At 63.4% G+C, this 12,849-nt stretch carries 6 protein-coding genes; all 6 read left to right on the forward strand.

The window, feature by feature from the left end:
• Window positions 1–17: 17 nt before the first annotated feature.
• The 6 genes from HX830_RS06755 to HX830_RS06780 all read left to right on the forward strand — a co-directional run bounded on the left by HX830_RS06755 (window position 18) and on the right by HX830_RS06780 (window position 12,789).
• Window positions 18–1,382, forward strand: a complete 1,365-nt coding sequence (locus tag HX830_RS06755; RefSeq protein ID WP_152741192.1) for a DUF1329 domain-containing protein — start codon at window positions 18–20, stop codon at window positions 1,380–1,382.
• Window positions 1,383–1,719: 337 nt separating this feature from the next.
• A complete protein-coding gene (locus HX830_RS06760; protein ID WP_177099454.1) occupies window positions 1,720–4,467 on the forward strand; it encodes a LuxR C-terminal-related transcriptional regulator in 2,748 nt (915 codons plus the stop codon).
• Window positions 4,468–4,669: 202 nt separating this feature from the next.
• Complete coding sequence (locus HX830_RS06765; protein ID WP_103494499.1) at window positions 4,670–6,364, forward strand: two-component system response regulator; 1,695 nt, start codon at window positions 4,670–4,672, stop codon at window positions 6,362–6,364.
• 117 nt (window positions 6,365–6,481) lie between these two features.
• Window positions 6,482–10,768, forward strand: coding sequence for a hybrid sensor histidine kinase/response regulator (locus tag HX830_RS06770; RefSeq protein WP_256350428.1), 4,287 nt, complete (start codon window positions 6,482–6,484; stop codon window positions 10,766–10,768).
• Window positions 10,769–10,810: 42 nt separating this feature from the next.
• Entirely contained in the window at window positions 10,811–12,100 is a 1,290-nt protein-coding gene (locus HX830_RS06775; protein WP_103494500.1) for an MFS transporter, read from the forward strand.
• A gap of 44 nt (window positions 12,101–12,144) precedes the next feature.
• Complete coding sequence (locus tag HX830_RS06780) at window positions 12,145–12,789, forward strand: MBL fold metallo-hydrolase (RefSeq protein WP_177099456.1); 645 nt, start codon at window positions 12,145–12,147, stop codon at window positions 12,787–12,789.
• Window positions 12,790–12,849 lie beyond the last annotated feature (60 nt).

A 12,849-nucleotide genomic window follows, 5' to 3' on the forward strand; every position in this document is an offset into this window, starting at 1 on the left:
GAAGGAATAACAACAAGATGAAAATCACCAAGAATCTGCTTCAGGTCGGTGTGTTGGGATTGTCGTTGCTGGCCACCGGCGTAATGGCGGCGGTGTCCGCCGACGAGGCTGCGAAACTGGGCGCGAGCCTGACCCCGATGGGCGCGGAAAAGGCCGGCAACGCAGCCGGCACCATCCCGGCCTGGACGCCGATGGCCAAGACCATCGGCACGGTCGACAGCAAGGGTTTCCTCTCAGACCCCTACGCCAATGAAAAACCGCTGTTCATCATCACCGCGCAGAACGTCGAGCAGTACAAGGACAAGCTGGCCCCGGGGCAATACGCGATGTTCAAGCGTTACCCGGAGACCTTCAAGATGCCGGTCTACCCGTCCCATCGCGGCGCCACCGTACCGGATGATGTGTTTGCCGCGATCAAGGAAAACGCCACCAGGACCAACCTGGTCAGCGGCGGCAACGGCCTGGAAAACTTCAAGACCGCGGTGCCGTTCCCTATCCCGAAAAGCGGTGTGGAAGTGATCTGGAACCATATCACCCGCTATCGCGGCGGCAGCGTGACCCGCCTGGTGACCCAGGCCACGCCCCAGGCCAACGGTTCGTACAGCCTGGTGTATTTCCAGGACCAGTTCGTCTTCCGCGACAAGATGAAGGACTACGATCCGGCCAACCCGGGCAATATCCTCTTCTACTTCAAGCAGAAAGTGACCGCGCCGGCGCGCCTGGCCGGTGGCGTGCTGCTGGTCCACGAAACCCTCGACCAGGTCAAGGAACCGCGTTCGGCCTGGGTCTACAACGCCGGCCAGCGCCGTGTGCGCCGGGCCCCGCAAGTCTCCTATGACGGTCCGGGTACTGCCGCCGACGGCCTGCGCACCTCCGACAACCTGGACATGTACAACGGCGCGCCGGACCGCTACGACTGGAAGCTCGAAGGCAAGAAGGAGATGTACATCGCTTCCGACAGCTACAAGCTCGATTCGCCGCAACTGAAGTACGCCGACATCATCAAGGCCGGGCATATCAACCAGGACCTGGCGCGCTACGAGCTGCGCCGCGTCTGGCACGTGGTCGCGACCTTGAAGGAAGGCCAGCGGCACATCTATGCCAAGCGTGACTTCTATATCGACGAAGACACCTGGCAGGCGGCGGTGATCGACCACTACGACGGTCGCGGTCAGCTCTGGCGTGTCGCCGAAGCCCATGCCGAGAACTACTACGACAAGCAGGTGCCTTGGTACGCCCTGGAAACCCTCTACGACCTGCAGTCCGGCCGCTACCTGGCGCTGGGCATGAAGAACGAAGAGAAGCAGGCGTATGACTTCGGCTTCACCGCCACCACCAGTGACTTCACCCCGGCCGCCCTGCGCCAGGACGGCGTTCGCTGAAACTGTGGGAGCGGTGCTTGCCCGCGAAGGGGCCCTTAAAGTTGCTAAAAGCTTCGCGGGCAAGCACCGCTCCCACAAAAGCTCTGCCCCTAAACAAGTTCGGCTCTCAAATAGGCATCGCTCTCACAGGCAACCGTTACAAGCGCAGGCCGCATCCTGCGTTGAAACGCCCCGGCTGATTCGGGGCGTTTTTTTGCTCGCGGGATATGTGTGGCTAAATATTTCAGATTCGATGCTTTTCGACAAAATTACGACAATAAGCCTTCATTACGGCGCTTTTTACCGCTAGTCTGCGGACATCTGCCTGCCGATAACAGCCCTTCAACAAGAGCCGGCCATGACTGATCTGTCCCGTGTGCAAGGTCCCGTGGGCCCGGCCATACCTGCCCTGGAAGGACGCTTCTACCGTCCGCCACTGCCGGACGGCTATGTATTGCGGCCGCGCCTGTGCGAACGCCTCGGCGCCGGGTTACACGGCCGCCTGCTGCTGATCAGTGCCCCGGCCGGCTTCGGCAAGAGTTCGCTGGCGGTGGAGTTCTGCCAGGGCCTGCCCGGGCATTGGCAAAGCCTGTGGCTGGGGCTCAGCCCGCGGGACAACGATCCGGGGCGTTTCCTTGAGCGCCTGCTCGACGGCCTGCAACATTACTTCCCAGGCGTCGGCAGCCAGGCGCTGGGCCTGTTGAAAATGCGCCAGCGCCATCAACCCTTCGCCTTCGAGGAATGGCTGGACGGCCTGCTCGACGAACTGGCCTTGCACCTGTCCAGCACCACGCCGCTGTTGCTGGTGCTCGATGACTACCATCTGGCCCAGGGCCCGGTGCTGGATCGTTGCCTGCAGTTCTTTCTCAATCACCTGCCCGCCGGCCTGCTGGTGCTGGTCACCAGTCGGCAGCGGCCGGAGTGGCACCTGGCGCGCCTGCGGTTGTCGCGGCAACTGCTGGAATTGAACGAGCAGGACCTGCGCCTGACCCACGACGAATCCCTGGACCTGTTCGAGCGCCACAGCAGTTCCTTGCGTGGCGAAGCGCTGAACAACCTGATCGAACGCAGCGAGGGCTGGGTGGCCGGCCTGCGCTTCTGGCTGCTGGCTGCCGCCCAGGCCAGCAGCGACATGGCGTTGCCCCAGGTCCTGCAAGGGGGGACCGGGCTGATTCGCGACTACCTGCTGGAGGAGGTGATCGATTGCCTGCCGCCCGAGGTCCAGGCCTTTCTCTACGACACCGCGCCCCAGGAGCGCTTTTGCAGCGAACTGTGCGACGGGATTCGCGAATCCCACGACAGTGCGCAGATCCTCAGCTATCTGCAATCACACCAGGTGTTCCTGGTACCGCTGGACGAGCACGGCCATTGGTTCCGTTATCACCACCTGTTTTCCGACCTGCTGCGCAGCCGCCCGCCGAGCAATGCCCTGGTCCCCGCCGCCAGCCTGCACCTGCGGGCCTGCCGCTGGTTCAGCACCCAGGGCCTTTTCGATGAAGCGGTGGAACAGGCACTGCGCGCCGGGCATCTGGATGTGGCGGCCAACCTGGTGCAGAACCTCTCGGAAGAACAACTGCTGGCCGAGCAGAACGTCGGCATGCTGCTGCGCTGGAAAACCGACTTGCCCGATCGCCTGCTGGTCAGCACGCCGCGGCTGATCGTGCTCTATGCCTGGGCCTTGGGGTTGGCCTGCCAACTGGACGCGGCCGAAGAGCTGGCCAGCCATCTGAGCCGCTTCCTGCCCGCACCTTCGGCCACGGCGCAGAAGTCCATGCTTGCGCAATGGCTGGCCCTGAGCGGGATCATCGCCCGTGGTCGGGGCGATCGCCAAAAGACCCAGGCCTATTGCGGCGAAGCCTTGCTCAGCCTGCCGCATAAACGTTACGGCCAGCGCCTGGTGTGCCTGTCGACCCTGTCCAACCTGGCGATTGCCGATGGCGACCTGTGGCGCGCCCGTGGCCTGAATCGTGAGTCCCTGGAGCTGGCCCAGCGGGTCGGTAACCCCTTGTTCGAGGCCTTGGCCCATTACGACCGGGCGCGGGTACTCCAGGCCCGTGGCGAGGTGCTGCGCGCGCTGGATGAGGTCCGCCAGGGCTTGCGGCGCCTCGAGGGGTTATCCGCCCAGCGGTTGTACGCCGCCCGTGCCCGGTTGACGCTGTACGAGGGGTATCTGCTGACCCTGCGCCTGCAACCCGAAGCCGGGCGCATTCGCCTGCTTGCCGGCCTTCACGAGGCGCGGGCCTGCCGGGATATCAGCGTATTGGTCGGGCATTGCGTGATTGCCAGCCAGGACGGGCGCAATGGCGAGTTCGCCAAGGCCTTTGCCGAACTGGCCGAGGCCGAGCGCTTGATGCATATCTGGGACGTGCCGCCGATCTACTACCTGGCAATGATCACCCTGATGAAATGCCAACTGTGGCTGGCCCAGGGCCGTATCGACCTGGCCGAAGTCTGGCTGGGGCGTCTGGAACAGACCTATAACGGCGATCAACCGGCGGCGGCACCGGAGTTCCATCTGCAACTGCCCCTGCATATCCAGTTGCAGCAGGCGTTGCTTGAAGCCTTGCGCGACAAACCGGCGGCCGCGCAGCAGCGGTTGGCTAAGCTGGTGGAGCAGGGCCAGGCCAGCGGCGGCCAATTGCTCAGCGTGATGGCCTGGAACCAGTGGGTGCTGGTGTTGCTGGCGACGGCGCGGGAGGCCGAAGCCCGGCCGCTGTTCGCCCGCGCGGTGGAGGCCACCACGGGCGGCGCGCTGTTGCCGTTCCAGGCCCTGGTGAAGGCGCATCCGGAATGGATGCGCGAGCAACTGTTACACGGCCCCGACACGCCGCTGCGACAAAGCCTGCTGGCGCTGCTGCCGGCTCCGACGGTGCGTGAAGCGGGGGAACTGGCGCAGCCGGTCGAGAGTCTGAGTACCCGTGAGCTGGCGGTCCTGCACTTGATCGCCCAGGGTTGTTCGAACCAGGAGATCAGCGACCAGTTGTTCATTTCCCTGCACACAGTGAAAACCCATGCCAGCCATATCAACAGCAAATTGGGGGTCGAGCGGCGGACCCAGGCCGTGGCGCGGGCACAGGAGCTGGGGTTGCTGGGCGAATCGCGCTGAGCGCTTCGGCCTACCGTTCGCCCCACGAGCCGTCGAAGAAGCTTCGACGGGGTGGCTATGTGCCTTGCGTCAGCTATAACCAATAGACGTCAGCACTCACTTTCAACGCCTTGAACGACTGAAGGCTGACGAGGGGGGAGGAACGGCGCCACGTCAGCGCTCTTTGGTCATGAATTACAAAGGAATTGCCTGGGAGCAAGGAATGCGCGAGTCCACATTTAGTCCCTCTCCGGTTGTCCTGATCGTTGACGACCAGGCGACCGAAGCGATGATTCTCCGCGAGTCGGTGCGGGACCTGGCCCAGGTGCATGTCGCCACCAGTGGCGAGGAAGCGCTGCGAGTGGCACGCCAATGCCGTCCCGATGTGGTCCTGCTGGATATCGAGATGCCCGGCATGAACGGCTTTGAGGTCTGCAAGGCGCTGAAGGCCGATCCCAAGCTGTCCGACGCCGCGGTGATTTTCGTTACCTCCCATGCCCAGGCCGATTACGAGCTCCAGGCCTTGGGCTACGGCGGTATCGATTTTATCCAGAAACCCCTGAATATCCCGGTGGCCAGGGCGCATATCAACGCTCATATCACCCTGCGCAACGAAGCCAAGCGCCTGGCCAACCATGACGCCCTTACCGGCTTGCCCAATCGCATGCTGTTGCAGGATCGTGCCGAGCAGGCGCTGAAAATGGCCCGGCGCGATCACGGGCGGCTGGCGATGTTGTTGCTGGACCTGGACAATTTCAAGGCTATCAACGACTCCATGGGCCATTCGGTTGGCGACCAGATGCTCAAATATGTGGCGACGCGCCTGTCGATGCTCCTGCGCGGCATGGATACCCTCAGTCGCCAAGGCGGCGACGAGTTCATCATCCTGCTCTCGGAGGTGGACGGTTTCGAGGCGGTGGGCGATTTCGCCGAGCAGGTGCTGGCGGCCATTTCCAGCCCGTTTTCATTGCAGGGCACGCGCTACGACCTGAGCGCCAGTATCGGCATCGGGGTGTTCCCGGAAGACAGCGATGATCTCGAATCGCTCTACCGACATGCCGACGCCGCGATGTATCAGGCCAAGCTGGCGGGGCGTAACCGCTACCTGTTTTTTTCTCCCGGTATCGAAAGCGGCATGCGTGCCCGCCACTTGCTTGAACGGCATATGCGCGCGGCCATCGAGGAGGGGGTGTTCGAGGTGTTCTACCAGGCCAAGGTCGATGCCCAGGACCAGTGCGTGGTCGGCATGGAGGCACTGATCCGCTGGCGCAACGGCGACGGCAACCTGGTCTCGCCGGCGGACTTCATTCCGCTGGCCGAAGAAACCGGGCTGATCATCCCCATCGGCAAATACGTACTGCTCCAGGCCTGCAAGGACACCTGCAAACTCCACGAGCTGGGCTATCCGATCTGCGTCAGTGTGAACATCAGCGCCGTGCAGTTTCGCGAAGAGTCGTTCCTCGGCATGGTCAAGGGCATCCTCCTCGACTCGGGCCTGGAGCCGCGCTGGCTGGAGCTGGAAATCACCGAAGGGGTCCTGGCCCGGGACATCGACAACGCCCGCGAAACCCTGGTGGCGCTCAAGGAATTGGGCGTGCATGTGGCCATCGACGATTTCGGCACGGGGTATTCGAGCCTGGCCTATCTCAAGCGGTTTCCCATCGATGTGTTGAAGATCGACCAGAGCTTTGTACGCGACATGCTCACCGACAAGAGCGACCTGGCCATTGTCGAGGCGATCATCAAGTTGGGGCAGGCACTGGGCCTTGAACTGGTGGCCGAAGGCGTGGAGACCCCGCAACAGGCCGCCCTCCTGCTGGAACGGGGTTGCCGGATCATGCAGGGCTATCTGTATTGCCGACCAATTCCGTTTACCCAGATATGCGCCTTCCTGTCTTCATGGCCACGAACGGCATGAGGGCCGTGGGGCCAGTTGCCGCCGATCGATATCCCGACCCTCGGGATCGCCGCACTGCTCAAGGGAGCCCCAGTGTTGAAACGAGCTAGCCTGTCTGCCCTGAATGGGCGTGTCGCGATGATCCTGGCCCTTGGGCTGGTGGCGACGGTCGTGGGATGCCTGATCCTGCACAATAGCAATGAGCAACGTACCCGCGAAGCCCTCGACGCCGAGGCCGAAAGTGCGGTGCAGTCGGTGTTGACCCGGCTGCAGCTTTACCAGTACGGCTTGCGCGGTACCCGTGGCGCGATGATCACCGCCGGCGTGGATGGCATGACGCGGGAGATTTTCCACCGCTATAGCCAGATGCGTGACGTGCCCAAGGAGTTTCCCGGGGCCCGCGGGTTCGGCTTTATCCGCCGGGTACCGGTTCAGGAACTGGATGCGTTTGTGCGCCGGGCCCGGGCCGATGGTGCACCGGACTTCACTATTCGCCAGTTTGCGCCTCATGACGGCGACCTCTATGTGATCCAGTACCTGGAGCCGAACGCCGACCAGTCGGCGGCCTTCGGCCTGGACATCGCCTCGGAGGCCGACCGGGCCGAGGCAGCCCGGGGGGCTGCACGTAGCGCAAGCGCGCGCATCACATCGCCGATCACGCTGGTACAGGCGTTGGGCAGCCCGGAACAGTCGTTCCTGATCCTGTTGCCGATCTACAAGGACGGTATCGTCCCGCCCACCGAGGCGGAGCGCGAGGCGGCGGTGGTGGGCTGGGGCTACGCACCTTTGCTGATCGAGAGTGTGCTGGGCGGTTTGTTACCGGAAAGCGAGGCCGTGAACCTGCGGCTCACGGACATTACCGTGCCGGGGAAGGAGCAGCAGTTCTACCAGACGAGCTATGCGGCGGGGGCGCAGCCGGTGGGGTTGATGACCCAAACCCTGGAGCGCGACATCTTCGGTCGGCGCTGGCAGGTCCAGTTGGAGGCGTTGCCGCTGTTCGCCCAGCGCCTGCACCTGGTGTCGCCAACGGTGGTGTTTTTCCTCGGTGTCCTGGCGACCTTGCTACTGGCCGCGCTCGCGGCCATTGCCGGGATCAGCTCCCAGCGTCGTCTGCAGGTGATCACCGAGCAGGCGCGGCTGGCCTCGATCGTCGAGGGCTCGGCGGACGCGATCATCGGAAAGACTCTGCAAGGTGTGGTGACCAGTTGGAACAAGGGGGCGCAGAAGCTGTTGGGTTATACCGCGCAGGAGGCGGTGGGCCTGCCGCTGGTGAAGCTGATCGTACCGCCCGAGCTGGCTCCGGAAGAGGTCGATATCCTGGCGCGTATCGCACTCGGCGAGACGATTACCAACTTCGATACCCTGCGGCGGCGCAAGGACGGTTGCAATATCCATGTGTCGGTCAATGTTTCCCCCATCTGCGACGAACACGGTCGGGTGGTCGGTGTTTCCAAGATTCTTCGCGACATCAGCGCGCAGAAGGCCGCCGAGGCGCGGATTCTCGAACTCAACTCCAGCCTCGAAGAGCAGGTGGCGGCACGCACCTCGGAGTTGCGGCGGATCAATCTGCTGTTCAGCAGTGTGCTGCGTTCGGCCTCCGAGGTGTCGATCATCGCCACCGATCTGGACGATGTGATCAGTGTGTTCAACGAAGGCGCCGAGCATATGCTCGGTTATCGCGCCGAAGAGTTGCTGGGCAAGACCACGCCGGCACTCCTTCATGTCGAACAGGAAGTCACCCGCCGTGGGGCTGAGCTCAGCATTGAGTATGGGCAGGTCATCGAAGGTTTCAGGGTCTTTACCCACAAGCCGGAGTTCGAACACTCGGAGACCCGCGAGTGGACCTATGTGCGCAAGGATGGCTCCCATGTGCCGGTCAGCCTGGTGGTGACGTCCCTGCGCGACGACGAAGGGCAATTGATCGGTTACCTGGGCATCGCCGTCGATATCACCCAGCGCAAGGCCGCCGAGCATCAGCTTGAGTTGAGTCTGCAAGCGAGCCGGGTGATCCGGGATCAATTGTTGATGGCCGCCGATGTGGCCGAGTTGGGTATCTGGACCTGGACCCTGGCGGACAATGGCTTGCAATGGAACGACCGGATGTTCGAGTTCTACAGCCAGCCGCTGACCCTGCGTGATAACGGCTTGAACTATGCGCACTGGTACGAGCGGGTTCACCCCGAGGACGTCGAGGCCGCCGCCGCGCAGTTGGCGGCCGCCGTCGCCGGGGAGGGCGTGTATGACCCGATCTTCCGCGTGCAGGCGCCGGACGGCCGGATACGTTTCATTCAGGCCGGCGCCCAGGTCGAGCGTGATGCCCAGGGGCAAGCCCTGCGGGTCACCGGTATCAACCGCGATATCACCGCCCAGCGCGAGTTGGAGTCCTATCTGCTGCGGGCCAAGAACCAGGCCGACAGCGCCAGTGCGGCCAAGTCGTTCTTCCTGGCCAATATGAGCCATGAAATCCGCACGCCGATGAACGCGGTGCTGGGGATGTTGCAGTTGGTCCAGCACACCGACCTCAAGGCCCGCCAGCGCGACTACGTGGTCAAGGCCCAGACGGCGGCCAGATCACTGCTCGGGCTGCTCAACGACATCCTTGACTACTCCAAGATCGAGGCCGGCAAACTGCGCCTGGACCCCCACCCCTTCGAGCTCGAACCGCTGATGCGCGACCTGGCGGTGGTGCTCGCGGGTAACCAGGGCAGCAAGGAAGTCGAGGTGATGTTCGACCTGGACTCCGACCTGCCCGGCAGCCTGGTGGGCGACAGCCTGCGCTTGCAGCAGGTGCTGATCAATCTGGCCGGCAACGCCCTGAAGTTCACCCAGCAGGGCCAGGTGGTGGTCAGTATCCGACAGTTGAAGCGCCTGCCGGGCTCGGTGAGGGTTCGGGTCGAGGTGTGCGATACCGGCATCGGTATCAGTGCCGAACAACTGCAGCGGGTGTTTGACGGTTTCGCCCAGGCGGAAGCTTCGACCAGCCGCCGTTTCGGCGGCACCGGGCTGGGCCTGGTGATCTGCAAGCGCCTGGTCGGCCTGATGGGCGGTGAGTTATTGGTCGAGAGCGAGGTGGGGGTCGGTAGCCGGTTCTGGTTCGATATCAGCCTGGATGTGGCCCGCGAGGAGGCCCTGCGGCTGTCCTGTCCCGGTGTCGATTCGACGATGCGCCTGCTGGTGGCCGACGACAACTCCATGGCCTGTGAGCTGCTGCTGCGTACCGTGCGCTCCCTGGGTTGGACCGCCGACACGGTGAGCGGTGGCACGGCGGCGGTCGAGGCCGTGCGCGCAGCGCAATTACGCGGCGAACCCTACGATGTGGTGCTGATGGACTGGCGCATGCCGGATATGGACGGCCTCAGCGCCGCCCGCTTGATCAGCTTGCAGGAACGGGCCGCGCCGCCACCGATGGTGATCATGATTACCGCCTACGGGCGTGAGGTCCTGGCGGATGTACACCACGAAGGCGATGCGCCCTTTGTGGGCTTTCTCACCAAACCGGTGACGCCGCGGCAGTTGGCCGATGCGGTCCAACGTGCCTTCAGCACCAGCGAGCCGCTACCCGAGGCCTTGCCCGGGCCGGTCAGGCCCCGGCGCCTGGCCGGCTTGCGCTTGCTGGTGGTGGAAGACAACGCCCTCAACCGTCAGGTCGCCGACGAGTTGCTGAGGGGCGAAGGTGCCCAGGTCATCCTGGCGGAAGGTGGGTTGGAGGGCGTCAGCCAGGTGATGTCGGCGTCGACGCCGTTCGATGCGGTGCTGATGGATATCCAGATGCCGGACATCGATGGCCTGGAAGCGACGCGGCGGATTCGTCGCCACCCGCATTTTGCCCTGTTGCCGATCCTGGCGATGACCGCCAACGCCTCCAGCAGCGACCGTGAGGCCTGTATGGCGGCGGGCATGAACGATCATGTGAGCAAACCCATCGACCTTGAACAACTGGTGCTGAAGTTGCGCGTCCAGACCGGGCGCGAGGCGCCTCAGCCGTTGATGATGAGTGAGGTGCGCCAGTATTCGACGGAGTCGGTGATCGAACCACGGGATTCGATCATGAGCCGCTTCGGTGGCAATCTCGAACTGATCTGCACCGTCCTTTACACCTTTGGCGCGGAGCTGGAAAAACACCTGGCGTTGCTTCCGACACACCTGCAGGACCGTGACGGGCCGGCGGTGGCGGCGGTGCTGCATGCGATCAAGGGCAGTTCCGGCACTGTCGGTGCGCGGGCCTTGTCGCAGCGTGCCAGTGCCCTTGAACGCGAGCTGATGTATGGTGATGCGGCGGCGGTGCTGCGGGTGCTGGAGGACCCGCAATGGTTGCCGGAACTCAAGGAACTGCTGGTGCGCAGTGTCGAGCAGTTGCAGACGGCGTTTGGCACCGGGTATCGAGGGGATTCGCCCAGGGAGGTGGCTTCGGGGCCGTTCTCTTGAGCCTTGGTCCTGGTTTGGAGAGGGATTGGACTCGCATGCTTGATGAAACTGTTTAGACCTTTACTGCAGCGACCGGTGGCCTTGCTGTGGGGAGGGCTGGCGCTCTCGGCCATCGGTGATGAGTTGTTCGCGATTGCTGTTGCCTGGATGGCGGTGCAGGTCGCGGGCAGCGATGCCAGTTGGCTCGGTGCCTTGCGCGGCACGGCCGCATTGGCGGGAGCGTTGCTGGGCGGGATCTGGGCCGAGCGCTGGGACCATCGACGCACGATGATCGGCGCCGATCTGGTGCGCGCCGGGTTTGCCCTGATACCGATGCTGGCCTGGGCGTTGGGCTTTATGAGCCTGTGGACCCTGGCGATACCGGTCATGCTGATGATGATCGTCAACTCCCTGTTCGAACCGGCGTTGCGCGCCAGCCTCCCTCGGATAGTCGCGGCGCCGGGGCAGTTGCAGGCGGTCAACGCGCTGTTCGACGTGATCCTCCGGGTGGCGCGGGTGATCGGGCCGATGCTGGCGGCGGCCATCACCCTGCTGATTCCGCTGGAGCAGCTGTTTACCCTCAACAGCCTGACGTTCCTGATCTCGGCCTGGGCGCTGATGAAGCTGGGCAAGGCCCTGCCGCGTCAACCGGCCAAAATGATCAGCCGGCGCGCCGCGTTTGCCGCCGGTTGGCGCAGCCTGGTCGGCCGGCGGCGGATGCAGGTGGTGTATGTGTGTGCCGGGTTGGGCAACGTCGCCTGGAGCCTGGGGATGTCCATCGGCATGGCGCTGGCGGTGGTCAAGTATGATATCCAGGGCTTTGGCTTCCACGGCTTTGCTGTCTACGGCCTGATCATGGGGGCTTATGGCGCGGGCAACCTGATCGGCATTTTTGTCGTCGGCAACCTGCAGATCCGTCGCCTGTATGGTGGTTTCAGCTTCGGTTCGGTGCTCAATGGCCTGGGCATTGCGATCATTGGCGCGGCGGTGCTGTACCTGCCGGCGGAGCACGTCCTGGCCGGCATGATGTTCGGCGCCGGCCTGGCGGCCCTTGGCGGTCCGGTGATCGATATCTCGTTTATCCTGCTGATTCAAACCACCTTCAGGCAGAGCGAGATCGCCGGTCTGGCCAGGCTGCGTTTTGCCGCGATGGGGGCCTCGATCCTGATTGCCGGCGCGTGCGGCGCGGCGCTTTATGCGCGCTTCGAACCGGGCAGTGTCATCGTCGGGAGTGGGATTCTAGAAGTTATCGCTGGTGTGTTGGTGTTGCTCGTGCCCAAGGGCAGTGGCCGTGCCGGCGTGAACAGCGATGAATTAAGCCAGACACAGTATTGTCCCCAGCAGCAGGAATGAACCCCGGGCTGAATCAAACCCTACTAACTTCACAGTGAACACCTATGGACGCTGCAAAACCTAGCCTGATTCGCGAAACCTTCCCCGTCGGCCCCTTGCAGTGCAACTGCACGCTGATCGGCGATCCGATCACAAAAAAGGCCATTGTCGTCGACCCGGGCGGCAACCCGGAACTGATTCTCGCCCGGCTCGAAGCCCATGGGCTGAAACTGGTCAGCATCATCCATACCCACGCGCATCTGGATCACTTCCTGGCCTCCGGCCAACTCAAGGAAAAAACCGGCGCGACCCTGCACCTGCACAAGGAAGACCAGTTCCTCTGGGACAACCTGGAAATGCAATGCAACCTGTTCGGCGTGCCTTACGTACCGGTGCCGTCACCGGACCAGTGGCTGGCGGATGATGAGGAATTGGCCTGCGGCTGCGGGGTGGCCCTGCATACGCCGGGGCATACCCCGGGCTCCATGAGCTTCTGGTTTGCCGACGCCAAACTGTTGATTGCCGGTGACACGCTGTTTCGTCGCGGGATTGGGCGCACGGATCTGTGGGGCGGCGACCAGGCCACGATCGTGCGTTCGATCAAGCAGCGTCTGTATACCCTGGACGAAGAGGCGACGGTGGTCACCGGGCACGGCCCCGACACCCACCTGGGCGAGGAGATGCGTGAGAACCCTTTTGTGCGCGGCTGAAAAGTTTCATGGAATTTTTACCATTCGTCATGTTCCAAGGCCAGCAGGAGTCTATTGTCA

This window comes from Pseudomonas gingeri (assembly GCF_013385425.1).
Classification (GTDB): domain Bacteria; phylum Pseudomonadota; class Gammaproteobacteria; order Pseudomonadales; family Pseudomonadaceae; genus Aquipseudomonas; species Aquipseudomonas gingeri_D.

Excerpts from the sequence above, each read along its gene's own strand:
- HX830_RS06765 (WP_103494499.1), top strand. The coding sequence starts at position 4,670 with ATGCGCGAGTCCACATTTAGTCCCTCTCCGGTTGTCCTGATCGTTGAC.
- HX830_RS06760 (WP_177099454.1), top strand. The coding sequence starts at position 1,720 with ATGACTGATCTGTCCCGTGTGCAAGGTCCCGTGGGCCCGGCCATACCT.
- HX830_RS06755 (WP_152741192.1), top strand. The coding sequence starts at position 18 with ATGAAAATCACCAAGAATCTGCTTCAGGTCGGTGTGTTGGGATTGTCG.
- HX830_RS06775 (WP_103494500.1), top strand. The coding sequence starts at position 10,811 with ATGAAACTGTTTAGACCTTTACTGCAGCGACCGGTGGCCTTGCTGTGG.
- HX830_RS06780 (WP_177099456.1), top strand. The coding sequence starts at position 12,145 with ATGGACGCTGCAAAACCTAGCCTGATTCGCGAAACCTTCCCCGTCGGC.
- HX830_RS06770 (WP_256350428.1), top strand. The coding sequence starts at position 6,482 with ATGATCCTGGCCCTTGGGCTGGTGGCGACGGTCGTGGGATGCCTGATC.